Genomic DNA, 22,849 nt, shown 5'->3' with positions numbered 1-22,849 from the left:
GAAAAAGGAAAGTAGATAAGTCTATAGACCAATACAGTTTAGTTAAGATTTTTTTGCATTTATGTAATCTCAAAAGCTAATCTAAGTGGCTAGACGAAATTAATTACTATGATTTAATTCCTATAATTTTTACTACTGCAGGCTTTTCAGCAGAAGCAAGTATGTAATTAATTTTGTACAATTACTTAATGGTTGAATACCATAATTGTTTTGGTCTTATCTGAACTGTTGAATTTGAGAAGTCTATCTCTATCATTTTTCCCCTTTGTTGAGAATTTTATCTTTCTTACTTGTGCCTTTTTTCACAAATATTTATCACGCTTAGTCTATGAAAAAAATTATTCTTTTCTTATTGATATTTACAATCGCATTAACTTTACCTATTGCTTGTAGTAATAATCCCAATACTTCAGAAAATAATGTTCTGAGTATATACAATTGGTCTACATATATTGCTCCTGGAGTAATGACTGAGTTTGAGAAGAAATTTAATGTCAAAATTCAGTACGATACTTATGAAAGTAATGAAGACTTATATGCAAAAATTAAACCTGGAAATCCTGGTTATGATGTGGCTTTTCCCGGTGATTACATGGTGAAAACTATGGCATCTGAAGGACTGTTAGAGGAACTTAATAAAGAGAATATTCCTAATATAAAAAATCTCAATAATAAGTTTACTAATCTTCCATATGATCCGGGAAATAAATATAGTATTCCTTACCAATTGGGTACAATGGGAATAGGTTATAATATTAAAGCAACCGGAGGTGAAATTAATAGTTGGTCAACTATGTTTGATGAGAAATTTAAGGGGAGAATAGCATTATTAGATGATATGCGTAGTAGCTTTGCTATTGCTTTAATTTCTCTTGGTTATAACCCGAATACAACTAACCCTAAGGAAATTGCTCAAGGGAAAGATTTTCTGATTAAAAATAAACAGGCGATCGCTGTTTTTGCCCCAGATACTGGTCAAAACTTATTAGACCAAGGTGAGGTAGATTTAACTTGTGAATGGAGTGGAGATATTTTCCAAGTTATGAAAGAAAATGCTGACCTTCGTTACACTATTCCCAAAGAGGGAAGTATTATTTTAACTGATAATATGGTTATTCTTAAAGGAAGTAGAAATAAAGAGCTGGCAGAAAAATTTATTAACTTTATTCTTGAACCAGAAATAGGGGCAAAAATATCTAATTTTATTAAGTATGCTACTCCAAACCAAGCAGCAAAAGACCAAGGTTTAATTGAAGCTAATGACCTGAATAATTCTGCTATTTATCCACCAGCAGAATTATTTGCTAAACTTAATTATCTTCAAGATGTTGGTGAAGCTACAGTTTTGTATGATAAAGCTTGGACAGAAGTTAAGTTAGAAGTTAGTAAATAGTTTTTTTTAACATTCAACTATTAATAAACTGACTCTAAAAAAACTTAGTTGATAGTTATTAATTATTAGCTTATTATTACACTTCTAAGAGGAATTAGTTTCCCAGGATAATTAAAAGGTCTATTGAATATTCAAGGGATAAATGGCAACTTATTATCTGAATAAATATTAGGATTTGACGATGCTAGTATTTATCTAGGTTTGCGGTTTAAATTTAATAAAATTATTAAGTCTTTTGATGATATTAGACTAGAAAATATTCTGCTGCTGGAATAAGCTGCAGGGTATTTCTTCAATTATGGTTAAGTTAATTATCCAGAAATAGATGACCAATCAAATCATATTTTTTGCTAGGAAGCGATCGCTAAATTTATCGCTGATAATTAAATCATCAGAAAGTACAATTTACTCATAAATGGAAAATATAGCAGTCAATCTCATCAATATTGGCAAGATATTCTCTAGTCAAAATAAAAAACAATTTATCGCTGTAAATAATATCAATCTCCAGATAAAAAAATCTGAATTCTTTTCTATACTTGGTCCGTCTGGATGCGGTAAAACTACGACATTAAGAATGATAGCTGGCTTTGAAATTCCCACATCTGGAGAGATTTATATTCAAGATAAACTAATGGGAAATAGTCCGCCATTTCATCGACCAGTTAATACAGTTTTTCAGAATTATGCTTTATTTCCCCATCTCACAGTAGCAGAAAATATTGCTTTTGGATTAGAAATGGAAAATCTCCCACGCCCAGAAATAAATCGTCGGGTAGCTGATAGTTTGGCTCAAGTAAAGTTAATAGATATGCAGAAGTTTTATCCCCGAAAATTATCTGGTGGACAACAACAAAGGGTAGCTTTGGCAAGGGCATTGATTAAACAACCAGCAGTATTATTATTTGATGAACCTTTGGGTGCTTTAGATTTAAAATTACGCCAAGAAATGCAGTTAGAATTAAAGCTAATGCAGCAAAGGTTGGGTATGACTTTTATATATGTTACTCACGACCAAGAAGAAGCTTTGACTATGTCTGACCGGATAGCTGTTATGCACCATGGTGAAGTTTTACAGGTGGGAACTCCGGTGGAGATTTATGAACAACCAAAAAGTCGTTTTGTGGCTGAATTTATTGGGGAAAGTAATTTTTTAACTGGGGGAATAATTGCACATCAAGAGGATAAGAGTATGGTGTTAATAGATGAAGATTTGCGTTTGTTAATACCTTCTGTTAATCATCTACCAATAGGTACAGTTATTACTTTGGTTGTGAGACCGGAAAAAATCGAAATTTTTCCACCAAATTTTACGGCAAAATATAATTTTTCTGGGAGGATAGAAAATTTGGTTTATCTTGGTACGGATACTCGTTATGTTGTGGGTTTAAATGACAAAATTAAGATAGTTATTCGCCGACAAAATATTAATCTTTTTTATCTTAATCAATATTCTGTTGGTGAGAAGGTTAAAGTTCATATTCCTGTGGAAAATATTAGTATCTTGCCAGAAAGTTTGTCAGAAAAAGAGAGGTTGAATTTGGGAAAGTTTAGCAGTTAGATATAGTTTTGCCAAATTAGTAGTAGATAAGGCAAATATTATGGCTGTTTGTTATTACAGCAGTTTGGGAGTTAAATTGCTATATAATACTCCTAATTGAGGATAATCAATTATTTTTTGTTCGTATTTACTCCCTATAGGTTTTAGATATAATCTCTAATACTAATATGGGAATAATATAATTTTCCTGCTTCATAGTATAGAGTCTTAATGTTAGTATCCAGACATAAAACCCCGCCTTTAAAGACGAGGTATTGATTGAGAAAAGAAATGTACTTATATTTCTAAATACGACTAAGAAAAATCTAATCAGGAAAAATTAAAATAGTGGTTGTTAATTAAATCAACTACTATATTTCAGAATTTGATATTCCCCGATAAAAATCTATGGCTAACCAAATCACATTTTTGTCAAGGAAGCGATCGCTAAATTTATCCCATAGCTAAAACACAAGGCATTTATATTGAAGACTGATGTTCCGGACATAATATAATTGCTGATCAAAAAAGTTTTGATGGCCGAGCCTGTAATTTATGCAAACACCTATCAGTTTTTTGGAAAAACTGGGTATCTAAAAATACTAGGAAAAAAGCGATCGCTCTCGGGATGGTTAAGAAAGAGCGATCGCTAAATTAACTAGTTCTGAAATTACAGACTCAGGGCATTTTTAGTCATGTCAGCTAACGAAGAACACTCAGAGTGTGAACTCCTGTTTGAGCGGGTGCATAACTAGTAGCCCGAATTAGATAATTGATATTTGATTCCACTGTAAAGGTCAAACTAGAGTTAGTACCAGAACCACCATCATCATTGTAAGTAATTAGTTCTCCTGTTTGAGCGTTAACTAGTTGCAAGTAAGTATCAAAATCAGCACTGAGATTCAAGGTTATTTGCTCCCCAGGGGATACACCAGTTAGCAGATAATCATTATAATATTTGCCATTGCGGGTGGGGTTATCCTGCGTGCTGCTGCCTAAGTAACCATTCAAGCTTTGACTGGGAGCGATACTAGGAATCATGAGACCCTGTGATGTCTCCACAGTGTAAACACCAGTCGCTCCTGAAGAATAGCTAGTAGACCGAATCAGATAATTAATATTTGATTCTACTGTAAAGGTCAAGCTAGAGTTAGCACCAGAACCACCATCATCATTGTAGGCAATTACTTCTCCTGTTGCAGCGTTTACCAGTTGCAAGTAAGTATCAAAAGAGGCAGTCATGTCGACTGTGACCTGCTCCCCTGGAGAGACTCCATTCAGAAGGTAATCATCATAATACTTGCCATTACGAGTAGGATTATCATCATCATCGCTGCCTAGAGTACCCTCCCAGCTAGACCTGCCTGTAGTTACTGCCACGTTCACAGTAAAGGTATCACTGACTGTGAGACCATTGGATGTTCCTTCTACTGTAATCTCAGCCATACCACTGGCATTAGGTATATAATTCAAGCTCAGGTTGTTGCCATCAATTACTGGAGTCACTAAGCCTGAGTTACTATTAGTAATTACTGCTTTTGTGATGGCTGCATCATCGTTATCAATATCGGTAAATACGTTAGATAAGTCTATAGGGGTGGCTGGTGCATCCTCATTTACTGATACATCAGCGATCGGATTCACCACTACTGGCGGATCGTCTACTGGAGCCACGTTCACAGTAAAGGTATCACTGACTGTGAGACCATTGGATGTTCCTTCTACTGTAATCTCAGCTATACCACTGGCATTAGGTATATAATTCAAAGTCAGGTTGTTGCCATCAATTACTGGAGTCACTAAGCCTGAGTTACTATTAGTAATTACTGCTTTTGTGATGGCTGCATCCTCGTTATCAATATCGCTAAATACGTTAGATAAGTCTATAGAGGTGGCTGGTGCATCCTCATCAACAACAACATCAGCGATCGGATTGGCCACTACTGGCGGAACATCGTCCCTCAGAATCATGAGGCCCCGTGATGTTTCCACAGTGTAAACACCAGTCGCTCCTGAAGAATAGCTAGTAGACCGAATCAGATAATTAATATTTGATTCTACTGTAAAGGTCAAGCTAGAGTTAGCACCAGAACCACCATCATCATTGTAGGCAATTACTTCTCCTGTTGCAGCGTTTACCAGTTGCAAGTAAGTATCAAAAGAGGCAGTCATGTCGACTGTGACCTGCTCCCCTGGAGAGACTCCATTCAGAAGGTAATCATCATAATACTTGCCATTACGAGTAGGATTATCATCATCATCGCTGCCTAGAGTACCCTCCCAGCTAGACCTGCCTGTAGTTACTGCCACGTTCACAGTAAAGGTATCACTGACTGTGAGACCATTGGATGTTCCTTCTACTGTAATCTCAGCCATACCACTGGCATTAGGTATATAATTCAAGCTCAGGTTGTTGCCATCAATTACTGGAGTCACTAAGCCTGAGTTACTATTAGTAATTACTGCTTTTGTGATGTCTGCATCGTCGTTATCAATATCGGTAAATACGTTAGATAAGTCTATATACGTGGCTGGTGCATCCTCATTAACAACAACATCAGCGATCGGATTGGCCACTACTGGCGGATAGTCTGGGGGATCGTACACTGGAGCCACGTTCACAGTAAAGGTATCACTGACTGTGAGACCATTGGATGTTCCTTCTACTGTAATCTCAGCCACACCACTAGCATTAGGTATATAATTCAAAGTCAGGTTGTTGCCATCAATTACTGGATTCACTAAGCCTGAGTTACTATTAGTAATTACTGCTTTTGTGATGGCTGCATCATCATTATCAATATCGCTAAATACGTTAGATAAGTCTATAGAGGTGGCTGGTGCATCCTCATTTACTGATACATCAGCGATCGGATTCACCACTACTGGCGGATCGTCTACTGGAGCCACGTTCACAGTAAAGGTATTACTGACTGTGAGACCATTGGATGTTCCTTCTACTGTAATCTCAGCTACACCACTAGCATTAGGTATATAATTCAAAGTCAGGTTGTTACCCTCAATTTCCGGATTCACTAAGCCTGAGTTACTATTAGTAATTACTGCTTTTGTGATGGCTGCATCCTCGTTATCAATATCGCTAAATACGTTAGATAAGTCTATAGAGGTGGCTGGTGCATCCTCATTTACTGATACATCAGCTATCTGATTCACCACTACTATCGGATCGTCCACTGGAGCCACGTTCACAGTAAAGGTATCACTGACTGTGAGACCATTGGATGTTCCTTCTACTGTAATCTCAGCCACACCACTAGCATTAGGCATATAATTCAAAGTCAGGTTGTTGCCATCAATTACTGGATTCACTAAGCCTGAGTTACTATTAGTAATTACTGCTTTTGTGATGGCTGCATCCTCGTTATCAGAATCGCTAAATACGTTAGATAAGTCTATAGACGTGGCTGGTGCATCCTCATTTACTGATACATCAGCTATCTGATTCACCACTACTATCGGATCGTCCACTGGAGCCACGTTCACAGTAAAGGTATCACTGACTGTGAGACCATTGGATGTTCCTTCTACTGTAATCTCAGCCACACCACTAGCATTAGGCATATAATTCAAAGTCAGGTTGTTGCCATCAATTACTGGATTCACTAAGCCTGAGTTACTATTAGTAATTACTGCTTTTGTGATGGCTGCATCCTCGTTATCAGAATCGCTAAATACGTTAGATAAGTCTATAGAGGTGGCTGGTGCATCCTCATTTACTGATACATCAGCTATCTGATTCACCACTACTATCGGATCGTCCACTGGAGCCACGTTTACAGTAAAGGTATCACTGACTGTGAGACCATTGGATGTTCCTTCTACTGTAATCTCAGCCATACCACTGGCATTAGGTATATAATTCAAGCTCAGGTTGTTACCCTCAATTACCGGATTCACTAAGCCTGAGTTACTATTAGTAATTACTGCTTTTGTGATGGCTGCATCCTCGTTATCAGAATCGCTAAATACGTTAGATAAGTCTATAGAGGTGGCTGGTGCATCCTCATTTACTGATACATCAGCTATCTGATTCACCACTACTATCGGATCGTCCACTGGAGCCACGTTTACAGTAAAGGTATCACTGACTGTGAGACCATTGGATGTTCCTTCTACTGTAATCTCAGCTATACCACTAGCATTAGGTATATAATTCAAGCTCAGGTTGTTGCCATCAATTACTGGAGTCACTAAGCCTGAGTTACTATTAGTAATTACTGCTTTTGTGATGGCTGCATCCTCGTTATCAATATCGCTAAATACGTTAGATAAGTCTATAGAGGTGGCTGGTGCATCCTCATTTACTGATACATCAGCTATCGGATTCACCACTTTTGGGGGATCGTCCACTGGAGCCACGTTCACAGTAAAGGTATCCTCTACGGATAAACCGTTAGATTCTGCCCGAACAGTAATATCTCCGCTGCCGTACTTGTCCTGCACATAATCTAAGTTCAGGATATTACCGTTAGCACTATCTTTGACCATGCCAGTATTATTATTAGCAACAACGCTGTAGTTGATAACACTATCTACATCTTCAAAATGTTCACTTAGGTTGATGTTAGTATTATCAGCATCCTCTAGGACATTGAGATCATTTATTTCCTTAATCAGGCGGGGAGGATCATCTACCGGAGCGACAGTGACCGTAAAGCTATCCTCCACAGGTTTGCCATCAGAATTTGCAGTAACTGTGACATCAGCTTCGCCGTGTTGATCTGCCTCAAAATTGAGGCTTAGGGTTTGACTCTCAGAGTCTAAAGTTGCCTTGACTAAGTTTTGGTTGGTGTTGTTATCGTCGCTAAAAGCTAAAGTTATCTGGCTATCTATGTCCTTAAAAACTTTTGACAGATCGATGACCTCGTTAGGATTATCTTCCTCAACAGATAAATTTTCTCTGGGTTTGTCAACAAACAGTGGATCGTCCACTGGATCAACATTCACAGTAAAAGTATCAGTAACAGATTTACCATCACCAGTTGCCTGAACCTTAATTTTGGCTTCACCATTCTGGTCCTTTGAAAATTCTAAGGTGAGGGTGTTGCCGTTAATAGAAGGAGAAAGCAAACTACCGTTATTGTTATTGATGACCTTATATGTAAGATCGCTGTCGATGTCCTCAAAATGATTAGATAAAGTGATTTCCTTTTTAGGAGCATCTTCATCAACATTAACATTGTCGATCGGCAACTTAAGTTTTGGTGGATCGTCTACTGGAGTTACGTCGACAGCGAAAGTATCGGAGACCGTCTTACCTTTGGAAGTTGCGGTAATGGTAATCTCCCCATAACCATTCTGATTTTTGACCAACTCTAACTCTAATTTCTTACCTTTGAGATTTTTGTTTTTCTCTGAAGGAATTACTAGTCCCGGGTTGGTATTGTCTGTCACCTCTATTGTTTCAATTCTGCTATCTGGATCTTTGAAGAACTTGGAGACATTAAAAGGACGAATATTTCTGTCTTCTTTTACCTTGACATCCTCAATACCTGGAGCAACTACATAAGGCGCTTCATCTGGCGATAAAGCCTCAAAACTCAACTCATATCCAGTTTTTAACTTGCCAACCGAAAAGACCTTGACATAATAATTGCCCGGTTCCAAATCTTTATTAATTTCCTCCGGTTGGCGGCCTTTTTCATTAGATATCTCTATCTGTTTCTTACCGTTTTCACCACCAAGTAACTGCAAACCGGCATTTTTCCTCAAGTTATCAAGAGAAATATTAACTTGCTGGGACTGAGCTAACTCAAAATGAAAGTAGTCAGCAAAGTCACGAACACTACCTCGTTTAAAACCAATTTCATTAGTTTCTTCATAGGTATTTTCTTCATAAAGAATTCCAATTTCTTTAGCCTGTTTAGGATTTGAATAATCATCAATGGCCGGATTTGCAGTTAACCCCAAATCGTATTTAGTTTTCGCTTTCCCTACGGGAGACACTTTAACATAGTAATCTCCAGGAGCGAGTATGCTGTCAATTGTTTCACTAGCTCGCCCTTTTTTGTTCGATTTTTCAATAGTTCGACCATCAATTCCTAATAACTCTAACTCAGCATTAGCTCTCAAGTTATCAAGGCTAATATTAACATCACTTTTTTCTCCTAAGCTAAAGCTATAATAGTCTTGAAAGTCGCGAAGGCTACCTCTTCCGAAGCCTATTCTATCCCGTTGCGTTACTTCTTCAGCACCCAATTCTCCCAATGACGTTCCTGGCAGTTTGTCATCTTCCTCAGTTATATCGGTATCCCCAGATAAACTCAGTCTGTACTTGGTACTGCTACCACCGACAGATTTCACTCGAACATAATAAATACCTTTTTCTAAAATAGCCTCTATTTCTTCCTCTTCTCTGCCTTCGTTCTTGGAACTAAAAATCAAAGTAGTTCCATCACTATCGTACAGTTCCAAGTCAGCATTTGCCTTCAAGCTGTCAAGATTTATAGTTAAATCTGTCTCTTTGGTTAGTTGAAATTCCCAGAAGTCGTCACTGTCTATAAAACCCCTTTGAGAACCTATCCTGTCCGTTTTGCTGATGGTTTTAGATGTAAGTTTTCCCAGGTTTTTCCCTGGTATTTGACCGTCCGGGTCTTCAATTTCATCATCGGCACTTAGACTCAACATATAATTGGTACGATCGCCTGATTCTGGAGCGACTTCTACAAAATATTTACCTTTCTCCAGAATAGTATTAATCTTTTCTTTTTCGCGATTTTCATTGCTAGAACTAAACAGCAAACTACCCTGTTTATTCAAGAGCTTCAGATTAGCATCTTCCTTTAAAGCATCAAGGGTAATAGTAACTTCACTGTCTCTATTCACAGAAAACTCAAAAAAGTCTTTTTGGTCGCGAACGCTCCCCAGTTGGAAACCAATGTCATCCTTAATGCGTTGAGGCTTCTTTTTGAGTGAGCCCAAATCTTGTGCATCTTTCCTTTTACCATCTTCGTCTTTGACCTGATCCGAACTCAAACTCAAACTATATTGAGTTTTAGCCTTACCTTGGGCTTGAACGTTCAAGTAATAAGTCCCATTATTGAGTATTTGGTTAATTTCCTCCTCCCTCTTGCCCTTTTTTCGCGACTGGTCGATAATAGTTTTGCCATCCTCATCAAAAAGTTGAATATTAGCATTAGCATTTAGACCATCAAGGACAATATTTAAGTCGTTGAATTTTTGCTTTTTCTGGCCTTGGAGGGTGAATTTGTAGTAGTCACTTTTGTCCCTCGAACCACCAGATCTATACCCAATCTTTTCATTATATGTAGTCGGAGATTTTCCGATTTTGTCCAAGTCATGAGCATTTTCGGCATCACTCCCGGGGTCTATCTTTTTGCTCCTTTTCCGGTTTGTAATCCTAGTTTTAGTTAGTAGGTCTTCTTCTAGAGGAGTAACATTGAGGTTTTTTAGTGCTTCACCAGTAATAGTATCAATATCCTCTTTCTCTGTCCCTTTGACGTCTCCTGGGGTTATAATCTCTGTCTTTTCTACGGTTGTTTCTGTACTTTTAGAGAGACTTTCAGCTGTATCAAGCAACTCTGACTCAGAAGATAAACCAAGGAAATTATGTTCTATATTGCTTGTACTACTGCTTGTGATTATCTGTTCAACATCAGACTGCCCCTCTAAGGGAACGAGGGGGTCATCGATTTTGTTGACATTTATGTCACCTGTTTCGAACATCTTTATCATTTCCTCCTAATGATAGGGTAATTTATAACAAATATATAATCTATATGACTACACAAATAATTTAAAACATTTGAGCAAATTTTTCTATTACCTAGGCCTTAAGCCCTAAAAACCAATTTATTAATGTAAATATTAATATGCTGAACTCCGGGTGATACTTAAGGTTTCATGAGTAATTTTCCTGTAGATACCAAATCCCTGAAAGCTTACTAACTAATACAGTGATTTTACTTAAGTGTATTAATTTATTTTAACTTTTTATAATTTGATCATACACAACAAGATCAAATTTCTCAAAAAATTTTAATTTCATTTTAACTTAATCAAAGACTATTTGTCAAAAAAAAAGCTAAAGATAGCCATAAGAAAACTATTTCAAGTAGGAGAATAAAAAAGACAATTTTTACCTACTATTTGTCAATACTACTGATAATACTCCTTATATTTGTCATATTCTCCTAGGGAATAGTCAGTAATACCCAAATTCCCCACAGCACTACTCTCCCTAGAACAGTTAGCTATCGCATTCGCCACTTATAGCCTACTGTCCACTGGATCCACATTGAGAGTAAAGATATCACTTACGGTGAAACCTTGGATTTATCTTATACTGTAATTTCAGCCACACCAAAACTGTTAGCTATATAGTTCAAGGTCAAGTCGTGTCACTCCTACACTGAGGAAAACATCAGGAACTATGGCAATTCTAGGGTTTGACTCTGTGGTGTGGTAAGTTCCCATGTTGACCCCAAAAAATAATCTGAGCGATCGCTCCATAATTTAATTGATTTCAAGTCTGTCTGAGCAGGTGAGGAATTAGGTTTTGTATTTCATGATCTACAGGTTTGTCGTCGGAGTCTGGTAATTCGTCACTTGATGGTAGATTAAGTAATTTGTTGTAGTTTACCATAATATTTTGACTGTGACATTTTGTTTAATTTTAGCAAATAATTTGATGGTTGTAGCATTTTTTTCTGAAAGGGAAATGAATCGCGATCGCAACTCATTTCCATAAATTATAAGTTTTTATTGGTTTGACTTTGAACTTGACCTATAACTATAACTGTTCTGGATCAATGCCAAGAGAACGTAACATTTGTTCAAGTTTTTCAGCTCGTTGCCGTTCTTGTTCAGCTCGTTGCCGTTCTTGTTCAGCTCGTTGCCGTTCTTGTTCAGCTCGTTGTTGTTGCTGAAGTGTTTTCTCTTCTGGGGTCATGAGCCTGTTCCCTTGAGAGTCATACCAATACAACCACTCTCTTTGGCAACGTTCATGATTACCAACTTCAGACCCTATCCCTAGACCAATTTCTGGCATCCACACGGGATTTCCGAGCTGAGGTTCGTATACTCCATTTCGTAAATGATATACTTCAAATTGTTTGTGTTTGTCCCGCTTGGAATAATCTGGGTTATAGATGACATAATATAATACTCCCATACGAGCATAATCAATCATTTTTTGCTCGTATTCATCCCCATAGGTTTTAGAAACAATTTCTAATACCAGTATGGGAACAATATAATTTTCCTCCCAAAGAATATAGGAGGGTCGCAAGTTATCATTTTTGAGTCGTGTCACTCCTAAACTGAGGAAACCATCAGGAACTATGGCAATTCTAGGGTTTGACCCTGTGGTGTGGTAAATTCCCATGTTGACCCCAAAAAACCAATCTTGGCGATCGCCCCACAATAGATTTAAAATCTGTTTGAGCAGGTTAGGAATAATAACTTGTATTTCATGATCCACGGGTTTGTTATCTGAATCTGGTAATTCGTCACTTGATGGTAGATTAAGTAATTTGTTGTAGTTTACCATAATATTTTGACTGTGACATTTTGTTTAATTTTAGCAAATAATTTGATGGTTGTAGCATTACTGACGCTAAACTACTATATCTAGTATAATTTAAGGGCTGTTAACTCCTAGGGATGGTGTATATTTTGAGGCTGCGTGGGTAATTTCGGAAGATTTTACTATCAGTATGGGCAAAGGCTGGAAGTTTTTAGGGGTGACATCAGATGCAAGGGTTGTAGCGATACTAATAGATAAGCTGGCTATTAACTATTTGTGCATCTGTGGTCAAGTCTGTGTCCTAGTCCTACCCCAATTTATCGCGGAATTCTTGACATTCTTTCAATTCTGGCGCTCCTAATTCTGTGAAAATAGCTAATGCCTCATCGCAATACTGTCGTGCTGCATCTAAATTTCCTAAATGTTGATGAGTTTCTGCTATATTCTTAAGAGCTATTCCTTGGTGATGAGGGTTTCCTATCTGCTTAAATATCTCTAATGCAGCTTGTGAATATTCCAGAGATGCGGCATATTTTTCTAACTTGAGCAGAGTTTCTCCCCAATTTCCTAGAGCAATACCCTCCCAATAACGGTTGCCTATTTCCCTAGCTATTTGTAAAGACTGCTGATGATACTCCATAGCTTTGTCATATTCTCCTTGGGAATTGTAAACTTTACCCAAATTCCCTAAAACAATACCCTCCTCAGAACGGTTGCCTATTTGCCTAGCTATTTGTAAAGACTGCTGATGATACTCCATAGCTTTGTCATATTCTCCTTGGGAATTGTAAACATTACCCAAATTCCCCAAAGTATTACTCTCCCCATAACGGTTGCCTATTTGCCTAGCTATTTGTAAAGACTGCTGATAATACTCCATAGCTTTGTCATATTCTCCTTGGGAATTGTAAACTACACCCAAATTTCCCAAAGCACGACCCTCCCCAGAACGATCGCCAATTCCCCTTGCTATTTGTAAATGCTGCTGATAATACTCCATAGCTTTGTCATATTTTCCTTGGGAATTGTAAACATTACCCAAATTCCCCAAAGCATTACCCTCCCCAGAACGGTTGCCAATTTCCCTAGCTATTTGTAAAGACTGCTGATAATACTCCATAGCTTTGTCATATTCTCCTTGGGAATGGTAAACATTACCCAAACCCATCAAAGCATTACCCTCCCCAGAGCGATCGCCAATTTCCCTAGCTATTTGTAAATGCTGCTGATAATACTCCATAGCTTTGTCATATTCTCCTTGGGAATAGTAAACATCACCCAAATTCCCCAAAGAAATACCCTCCCCAGAGCGATCGCCTATTTCCCTAGCTATTTGTAAATCCTGCTGATAAGACTCCATAGCTTTGTCATATTCTCCTTGGGAATAGTAAACAAGACCCAAATTCCCCAAAGTACGACCCTCCCCAGAGCGATCGCCTATTTCCCTAGCTATTTGTAAATGCTGCTGATAATACTCCATAGCTTTGTCATATTCTCCTTGGGAATAGTAAACATTACCCAAACCCATCAAAGCATTACCATCCCCAGAGCGATCGCCAATTTCCCTAGCTATTTGTAAAGACTGCTGATAATACTCCATAGCTTTGTCATATTCTCCTTGGGAATTGTAAACATTACCCAAATTTCCCAAAGCACCACCCTCCCCAGAGCGATCGCCAATTTCCCTAGCTATTTGTAAAGACTGCTGATAATACTCCATAGCTTTGTCATATTCTCCTTGGGAATTGTAAACTACACCCAAATTCACCAAAGCAATACCCTCCCCAGAACGGTTGCCAATTTCCCTAGCTATTTGTAAATCCTGCTGATGATACTCCATAGCTTTGTCATATTCTCCTTGGGAATAGTAAACATTACCCAAATTTCCCAAAGCAATACCCTCCCCAGAGCGGTTGCCTATTTCCCTAGCTATTTGTAAAGACTGCTGATAATACTCCATAGCTTTGTCATATTCTCCTTGGGAATCGTAAAAATCACCCAAACCTATCAAAGCAGCAACCTCCCAAGAACGGTTGCCAATTTTCCTAGCTATTTGTAAAGACTGCTGATAATACTCCATAGCTTTGTCATATTCTCCTTGGGAATAGTAAACATTACTCAAATTCCCCAAAGCACCACCCTCCCCAGAACGATCGCCAATTTCCCTAGCTATTTGTAAACGCTGCTGATAATACTCCATAGCTTTGTCATATTCTCCTTGGGAATAGTAAACATTACCTAAATCAGTTAAACAAATACCATCCCAATATTGGTCTAATTTACCTAATAGTCTACTGTAGAGTTGAATACATTCCTTATAACAACCCCACCTCATTAGTTGAGTACGTAACTCTTCATTAACTGGCGGTACTTTAATAAAATAAATTTGCTTTGCTCGTTCCCAGTCTCCCACTTCACAAAGATGATAAAATGCTTCCAGATAGCCTTTTACCACCTCTAAATTATCATTTACTCTTTGCGGACATTTGTAGTCACTCAACCAGATAATAACAGCCTGATATTGAAGACGTTTGGAAAGTGGCTTAATGGACATAAGGCCATCAGGGTCCAGGTTCAACAATTTCAAAACAGACTCAGCAGAAGGTAGAATAACTCCACCTTGGGTATTATTTTCAGTATCAACCATCTTCCTCATCCAATTTTTTTAAATGTTCCAGTGACATACTACGAATTAAATTATGTTGCCTAAGTAGAATCTCACCACTTTCATCAACTCCCACATCCTCAACCAAAAAGCGATCGCATAAATTCTGCAATGCCACCTCTTGCTTTATCCAATTTTTTTAAATGTTCTAGTGACACACTACGAATTAAATTATGTTGCCTAAATAGAAACTCACCACTTTCATCAACTCCCACATCCTCAACCAAAAAGCGATCGCGCAAAGTCTGCAATGCCGCCTCTTGCTTTTCTTCATCGCACTGCCAAGTTTTCAAAAGTTTCAACCAAAAACTCTCTGGCACCTCACACCTATATATTGCACCAACACAAATTAACCGATAAGCATTAACAGCATCTTTCTGCAACCGGAGAAAAGTTTTATCTAGTCGTTGACTGACATTTTTCCGCAACATACGGGTATATCTGTCTAGCTGAAACTTATCATCAGCACCAACAGTTACCCCCTGAGTCCTCCCTTCCTCAATAGCCTTTTCCACCTCTTCAATTTCTTTACCATACTTTTTCCAATAAGCCACCACATTACCATTAAAAGGTTTGCCACAAATTTCCCCCGCAATGACCCGCAACGCCAAAGGATGACCCTCATAAGCATTACCAATACTTTGTAGATAAGGTAAATTCACAGAATTTTCCTCAACCTCCAACCCAGTTTTCCCAAATAACTGCAACTGCTCCGACTTACTCAAACCAGTCAAAACTTTATGCTCCCAGAAATTCTGATAACGTCCAGGAATTTCCTCAGGCAAGTCTTGGGAAGTCAAAATGATCCGACTTTGACATTCTGGAGATGCCAAAAACAACTCCCAAAATTTCACCCACAACTTATCCTCAAAATTATTCCATCCCTGATCCTCATTTCCCACCAAAATATTTTCCAGAGAGTCAATAATTATCAAATACCGATGTTCTCGCAAACGATAAACCAGTCTATAGAGTAACCTATTCACATCCTTAAAATCATCAGGAGTCAGAGACTCACCCCATTTTTTCAACCACCGAAAAGCAACACTACGAAAATCTCTAGCTTCAGTATTTTCCAAATTTTCCTGGTGAAACTTGCTCCAGTCTCCCTGCAAAAATTCTTTCTGTAGCTCCACTGCTAATTTTTCAGCCAAAGCAGTTTTACCAATACCACTAAGACCAACAAGAATAAGTAAGCGGCAAGACTCTTTAACTTTTGTAGAAAGTTCAGCTATCAGGTCCTCTCTACCCACCCAAATATTATCATAAGAAAAAAATTTAACAGTAGAACTGTCAGGTGAGGGAGGAGTCTCGTCCACTATTTCTTCCCAGTTAACCCCAACATTCTCACAAATAGCAATAAAAGCTTCTCGTTCAATGGGAATGCTGCGCCAAAAACGTTTTAAAGTTGCTTTTGAAGTTGGGGCTAGTCCCCACCAAGCATCCTCTGCTTTTGTCCAACCTTTCTTTTTTCTAGCTGCATCAACCTTTTGCAGCCCCTCTCTAGAAGCTCTGAGACTAACCGCCATATCATACCTCCAAAATAACCTTTTTTCGGATCAATTATAGCTCACTTTTTTTCCAATGAGAAACACTGAGCTATTACTGCACCTTGACTTGCCAAACCTCATAATAAGATAGAAATATGAACAGGACTTACCCACGGCTAGGCCCTGACCCTGAGGGGAAATGCTATTCGCCCTTAAATATGGCGTCTTTATGTGAGTTGGCGTCAGTCCTGAAAAAAACCCAATATACTTTAAGGAAAAAAAAGATGTTTTCTAAACAAAATATACTTTGTAGCAGTCAACCTAACACAAACATTTTACCCATAGATCCAACTCCATTATTAAAAAATGGAAACAGTCCCACCGGCATTATTTTAGCAGTTGCCTTTTTACTGTGGGTGTTACGTCCAGTCATGATACAAAAACGAAAGCATAAATAATCAGAATTTATGCAAAAGCGCTATATCTCAGCAAATGGCATCATCGTCATTAGTGAAACCCAGTAGGACGTTGCAGAATAGGTTCCCTACTGGGGTATACCCTGCCGGAAAATTGCTCCAAGCCAACCAATGGAAATCAAAAATGAAAAAATGAGAATTATCACTCTGACCACATCCCCTGGCTTGGGAGCAATATAATTCCGTCGAGCATTATGGAATAGCTATAGAAAAATACCAGAAAACCCCTACAATATAGGAGAGGTTAAGGGGAAGTTATTTTTCAAGAACCTCAAACAACTCCTGACATTCTCTCAACTCTGGCACTCCTAATTCTGTGAAAATAGCCAACGCCTCCTCGCAATGCCGCCGTGCCATATCCCAAAACCCCAAATTTTGATAGGTTTCTGCTATATTCTTCAGAACTATTGCTTGGTGATGAGGGTTTCCTATCTGCTCAAATATCTCTAATGCTGCTTGTGAATATTCCAAAGAGTCGGCATACTTTTCTAATTTGAGGAGAGTTTTTCCCCAGTTTCCCAAAGCACCACCTTCCCCAGAACGGTTACCTATTTCTCTAGCTATTTCTAAGCTCTGCTGATAAGACTCGATCGCCTTGTAATATTCTCCTAGGGATAAGTAAACATTTCCTAAATTCCCCAAAGCAACACCCTCCCCTCTAAAGTTGCCTGTTTCCTTTGCTATTTGTAAATGCCGCTGATGATGGTCAATAGCTTCGTGATATGCTTCCAGGGAATAGTAAGCATTTCCCAAATTCCCCAAAGCATTACCCTCTCCAGAGCGATCGCCAATTTCCCTAGCTATTTGTAAATGCTGCTGATGATACTCCATAGCTTTGTCGTATTCTCCCAAAAAATCATAAGTATTACCCAAATTCCCCAAAGCACTACCCTCCTCATAGCGATCGCCTATTTCTTGGGCTATTTGTAAATGCTGCTGATGATGCTCAATAGCTTTGTGATATTCTCCTAGGGAACAGTAAGCATTTCCCAAATTTCCCAAAGCATTTCCTTCTCCAGAGCGATCGCCAATTTCTTGGGCTATTTGTAAATGCTGCTGATGATGTTCAATAGCTTTGTGATATTCTCCTAGAGAATAGTAAACATTACCCAAATTCCCCAAAGCATTTCCTTCTCCAGAGCGATCGCCAACTTCTTGGGCTATTTGTAAATGCTGCTGATGATGTTCAATAGCCTTGTAATATTCTCCTAGGGAACAGTAAGCATTACCCAAATTCCCCAAAGCATTTCCTTCTCCAGAGCGATCGCCAATTTCTTGGGCTATTTGTAAATACTGCTGATGATGTTCAATAGCTTTGTCGTATTTTCTGCTGGAATAGTAAGCATTTCCCAAATTCTCCAAAGCATTTCCTTCTCCAGAGCGATCGCCAATTTCTTGGGCTATTTGTAAATATTGCTGATGATCTTCAATAGCTTTGTCGTATTTTCTGCTAGAATAGTAAGCATTACCCAAATTCCTCAAAGCATTTCCTTCTCCAGAGCGATCGCCTATTTCTCTAATTATTTGTAAATACTGCTGATGATGTTCAATAGCTTTGTCGTATTTTCTGCTGGAATAGTAAGCATTACCCAAATTCTCCAAAGCATTTCCTTCTCCAGAGCGATCGCCTATTTCTTTGGCTATTTGTAAATGCTGCTGATGATGCTCAATAGCTTTGTGATATTCTCCCAAAGAATAGTAAGCATTACCCAAATTCCCCAAAGCATTACCCTCTCTATTCTGGTTGCCTATTTCTCTGGCTATTTGTAAATGCTGCTGATGATGCTCAATAGCTTTGTGATATTCCCCCAAAGAATAGTAAGCATTACCCAAATTTCCCAAAGCATTACCCTCTCCTTTCTGGCTACCTATTTCTCTGGCTATCTGTAAATGCTGCTGATGATGTTCAATAGCTTTGTGATATTCCCCCAAAAAATAGTAAGCATTACCCAAATTTCCCAAAGCATTACCCTCACCCCCAGGATCCCCTATTTTCCTAACTATTTCTAAGTCCTGTTGATGATATTCCATGGCTTTGTGATATGCTCCTAGGGAATGGTAAGCATTACCCAAATTCCCCAAAGCAATACCCTCCTGTTTAACATTGCCTATTTTTCTAGCTATTTGTAAATGCTGCTGATGAGACTCAATAGCTTTGTGATATTCTCCCAAGGAATAGTAAGCACTTCCCAAATTCCCTAAAGCAATGCCCTCACCCCCAAGATCGCCTATTTTCCTAACTATTTCTAAGTCCTGTTGATGATATTCCATAGCTTTGTGATATGCTCCTAGGGAATGGTAAGCATTCCCTAAATTGCCTAAAGCAATGCCCTGCTGTTTCATATTCCCTATTTCCTTTGTTATTTGTAAATGCTGCTGATGACACTCAATAGCTTTGTGATATTTTCCCAGGGAATAGTAAGCACTTCCCAAATTCCCTAAAGCAATACCTTCTCCCCCGAGTTCCCCTGTTTCCTTCGCTATTTGTAAATGCTGCTGATGATACTCAATAGCTTTGTTATATTCTTCTAGAGAATGGTAAGCATCTCCCAAATTCCCTAAAGCAATACCCTGTCCCCCAAGATCACCTATTTCCTTAGCTATTTGTAAGTGCTGCTGATAATGCTCAATAGCTTTGTGATATTTTCCGAGAGATAAGTAAGCATTTCCCAAACCATTTAAACAAATACCATCCCAGCTTTGGTCTAATTTACCTAATAATTTATTGTAGAGTTCCATACATTCCTCATAGTAACCCCATCTATTTAGTTGAGTGTCTAAATTTTCATCAACTAGCGGTAATTTAAGAGAAAGAATTTGACTAGCTTTTTCCCACTCTCCCATTTTGGCAAAATGACGGAAGGCTTGCAGATATCCTTTGACTTTTTCCAAGTTAGATGCACCTGGTTCTGGTTGATATATTTTTAACCAATAATAGGCGAGGCGGAGGTTAGCTTTTTCTCTCACCGTTAATTTTTTTTCTGGTTGAGGCGAGTAGTTATTTTCTAATAAATTTAGTTTATTTTGGGGAGAGTTAATTTTCATCAACCTAGTAATTTTTTTGATGATTTCTATACTATTTTTCAGAAAAATATTTTTCTTTTCTTGAGGTTTAACAGTGATTAATTTACCAGATTTTTCATAGTAAGTATTACTTAATTGATAAATAGATAATCCCTGTATTTTTTCAAGTATTTGATATTTTTTATCCATGGTTAAATTTAATTAATTATCTATATTTTGATAAAAGTATTTTTCTTCAGGTTTATTTTTTTTAAAGCCGAGTTAATCAATCTTTTTCAAAATTATCCAAATCATATTCATTTGCCACATTTTTAATTAAACTATGAAGACGATAAAAAGCTTTATTTTGAAAATTTTTTCGATCCAATAAAAACCTTTTATTTAAAGTTTCAAAAGCTAAATTCTGTTCTTCTTTTGGTAGATTACACAAAAGCAGAAGCCAGGCATTTTTCTCTACAAAACATTCTAATTCTCCTCCCATACATAACATTAAATAAGCAAAAATGTGAGAAACAGATAAACGTTTTAAAGTTTCCTCCACTCTACTGCCAACCCTATCAATAATATCTTTTCCCTCAAAATTTTCTCCATTTATATTCTGAGACTCTATCGCTTCAAAATATAGTTTATTATCTTCCCAAAAAGCTTCAAAATCTCCATCATAAGGTTCATTAATAATATCCCCAGCAATCAACCTTAAAGCTAGAGGATGACCATCATAAATATTAATTATTCTGATTAAAAAATTTTTGATTTGATTATTCTCAATGTTAACTTTCCAGCTCTCAAATAGTCCCAAAGACTCCTCCTGAGTTAAACCCTTAAGAGTGACTTGTAGGAGTCGGACATCATCATACCTACTTTGTATTAACACAGGTAAACTATATTGAGAAGTTAGTATTATCCGAGAGGGCATATTTTCAGCTAGTATTATTCTTCCTAGAAAATCTGCAAAAATAGACTCTTCCTCCTTCCACCGATAACCACCTTTCTCCTCAGGCATTAAGACCCCTTCCAACATATCCATAATTAATAGAGTCGGGCGAACTTGTAACTCATTTATCATTGTTAACAGTAGAACTTCTCGATCCTGTTTTAACTGAGGTTGTGCAGCCAACTTTTCCCCCAATACCTGTCGCGCTACTACATCAAAAGTTTTAGTTGGAGCATCATAAAAATTCACCCAAGAGGAAGTCAGGTAATTTGAGATATGCTCGTCAACAGAAAGTTGCATTGCCAGAGAAGTTTTACCAATACCAGTTATGCCAACAATAGATATTATGCGCAACTCACCTAACAGGTTTTGCCTCAACTCAGAAATTAGGTCACAGCGACCTACCCACTGCAAATTATAATCTTCTATATCTGTATCAATTTTAGCAGTAGCAGGAGAAGAAGAAGTTTTTTGTTCTGTAGTATTATCAGTATCATCTTTATAGGTATAGTCAATACCATCCTCAAATTTTAAACCAAAAGTTTCAGCTATTACTTTAATAAATTTTATGTCAGTATTTTCTTCACGCTTCCAGATTTTTTTTAAAGTATTTAGACTAAATTCTCCTTTATTCTGGATAACTAGACTTAACATTTCTGTAAGCTCAATAGCTGTGGATTCGATATTATCAAGGAGAAACTTTTTATTTACAGCATTTTTTAGTTTCTCAAACCCTTCATCTGTCAGAATACGACCTCGTCTGCTTTTTTTCCTTTCATTCATCAGTTCAAGTCCCTTAACTATTTATATAGAAATTTGCCGACTCAATTTTAACCTAACTTAAGGTTATACTAATTTGATAAACTTAGGCTAAACTAATTTAAACTAATTAAATATAGCTAAAATTTGAAATAATTTCCTAAAATTACAGAGGGCATCAAAGTTTTGAGCTTATTAAATTTTAATGCATAAATACATGATTTCCTCTTTCCATCATTTGGAAGGGTGAGAATTTTTTATCTGATCTGAACCTAGTTAAGTGAAAATATTGGGTGACTCTAAGAGTTCTTGCTACATTCTGAGCTAACCTACAGTCTTTAAAATTGTTGCCTTTAACTATTAATGTCTAAGAAACTTCTTTATAACTCATCAGTATTAACCCCAGAACCTACAGGAATATCTATCTACATTTTCTGAGAATGCATGGGAGCGAATTCGTATTAGTACTTGTTATATTTCATCCCTGTCAGAAGTTGCTGGAGATACTGATATTTTAGTTAAACCGAAAAATGTGGGAGAAATAACTGATGTGATGAATGTTATTCCTAAAGATAGGGAGAGCGATCGCATATCAATGACAATACAGAAGTTTTCCGGCACGGCAGACCATAGTAGGGAGTTTTCATGCAACCTCCTTAGAAGGTTTTAGTGATGGTAATATAGTTCATCACTTTGAAAAGCCCTGTCAATTTTGACTAGAACAGCTACTAAGGAGATAATGAAGATTTAAATTATTGTGGCGATCGCTCCTTTTTACTACTTCTAATATCTTATCAGTTAGTCAACCCTGGCAAAAGTTACTAGAGATGCTGCTATTTTAGTTAAAAGAAAAATATTAGAGAAATATTAAAAAAATAATTGATACCATAAATATTATTGCTAAAGATGGGGGGGGAGCGATCGCTTCTGATGACCTTAAATTTAGCCAGAGCTAGACAGTTGAAATTGGGAAAAAACTAGTTTAGCCACTAGACAGATAATTAAGAATTGTATAATTAATAATTTTTTTTTGTTTACTTTTACTTCCTGTTCCATAGAA

The 22,849-nt window shown here is 37.5% G+C and carries 12 protein-coding genes; 3 read left to right on the top strand and 9 right to left on the bottom strand.

Annotated elements, in window-relative coordinates; all coding sequences use genetic code 11:
• Positions 1 to 328 precede the first annotated feature (328 nt).
• The 3 genes from TERY_RS13515 (at position 329) to TERY_RS35115 (ending at position 3,586) form a co-directional block, all read left to right on the top strand.
• A complete protein-coding gene (locus TERY_RS13515) occupies positions 329 to 1,393 on the top strand; it encodes an extracellular solute-binding protein (RefSeq protein WP_011612353.1) in 1,065 nt (354 codons plus the stop codon).
• 415 nt (positions 1,394 to 1,808) lie between these two features.
• Positions 1,809 to 2,954, top strand: coding sequence for a polyamine ABC transporter ATP-binding protein (locus TERY_RS13510; protein ID WP_011612352.1), 1,146 nt, complete (start codon positions 1,809 to 1,811; stop codon positions 2,952 to 2,954).
• A 494-nt stretch (positions 2,955 to 3,448) separates the two neighbouring features.
• Positions 3,449 to 3,586: a hypothetical protein gene (locus TERY_RS35115; protein WP_196797037.1), complete on the top strand. Its 138-nt coding sequence runs from the start codon at positions 3,449 to 3,451 to the stop codon at positions 3,584 to 3,586.
• 49 nt (positions 3,587 to 3,635) lie between these two features.
• Here the strand turns inward: TERY_RS35115 and TERY_RS13505 are convergent, their stop codons facing one another.
• From TERY_RS13505 to TERY_RS33115, 9 genes are all read right to left on the bottom strand, one after another.
• Positions 3,636 to 10,640, bottom strand: coding sequence for a pre-peptidase C-terminal domain-containing protein (locus tag TERY_RS13505; RefSeq protein ID WP_011612351.1), 7,005 nt, complete (start codon positions 10,638 to 10,640; stop codon positions 3,636 to 3,638).
• A gap of 645 nt (positions 10,641 to 11,285) precedes the next feature.
• Positions 11,286 to 11,426, bottom strand: a complete 141-nt coding sequence (locus tag TERY_RS36955; protein ID WP_370495449.1) for a hypothetical protein — start codon at positions 11,424 to 11,426, stop codon at positions 11,286 to 11,288.
• A 280-nt stretch (positions 11,427 to 11,706) separates the two neighbouring features.
• Complete coding sequence (locus tag TERY_RS13500) at positions 11,707 to 12,465, bottom strand: Uma2 family endonuclease (RefSeq protein ID WP_011612349.1); 759 nt, start codon at positions 12,463 to 12,465, stop codon at positions 11,707 to 11,709.
• Between the two features lie 283 nt (positions 12,466 to 12,748).
• Entirely contained in the window at positions 12,749 to 15,088 is a 2,340-nt protein-coding gene (locus TERY_RS13495) for a tetratricopeptide repeat protein (protein ID WP_052845794.1), read from the bottom strand.
• Complete coding sequence (locus tag TERY_RS33120; RefSeq protein ID WP_155994429.1) at positions 15,081 to 15,224, bottom strand: hypothetical protein; 144 nt, start codon at positions 15,222 to 15,224, stop codon at positions 15,081 to 15,083. The genes TERY_RS13495 and TERY_RS33120 overlap by 8 nt, the downstream gene beginning before the upstream one ends.
• A complete protein-coding gene (locus TERY_RS13490) occupies positions 15,187 to 16,635 on the bottom strand; it encodes an AAA family ATPase (RefSeq protein WP_011612347.1) in 1,449 nt (482 codons plus the stop codon). The genes TERY_RS33120 and TERY_RS13490 overlap by 38 nt, the downstream gene beginning before the upstream one ends.
• 692 nt (positions 16,636 to 17,327) lie before the next feature.
• Entirely contained in the window at positions 17,328 to 20,285 is a 2,958-nt protein-coding gene (locus tag TERY_RS25365) for a tetratricopeptide repeat protein (RefSeq protein WP_011612346.1), read from the bottom strand.
• 76 nt (positions 20,286 to 20,361) lie between these two features.
• Positions 20,362 to 21,813 carry an NB-ARC domain-containing protein gene (locus TERY_RS13480; protein WP_011612345.1) on the bottom strand — a complete coding sequence of 484 codons (1,452 nt, stop codon included), beginning with the start codon at positions 21,811 to 21,813 and terminating at the stop codon, positions 20,362 to 20,364.
• 447 nt (positions 21,814 to 22,260) lie between these two features.
• Positions 22,261 to 22,410: a hypothetical protein gene (locus tag TERY_RS33115; protein ID WP_155994428.1), complete on the bottom strand. Its 150-nt coding sequence runs from the start codon at positions 22,408 to 22,410 to the stop codon at positions 22,261 to 22,263.
• Positions 22,411 to 22,849: the final 439 nt, after the last annotated feature.

Origin of the sequence: Trichodesmium erythraeum IMS101 (assembly GCF_000014265.1) — a bacterium.
Classification (GTDB): domain Bacteria; phylum Cyanobacteriota; class Cyanobacteriia; order Cyanobacteriales; family Microcoleaceae; genus Trichodesmium; species Trichodesmium erythraeum.
This window is presented reverse-complemented; position numbering and strand designations above follow the sequence as displayed.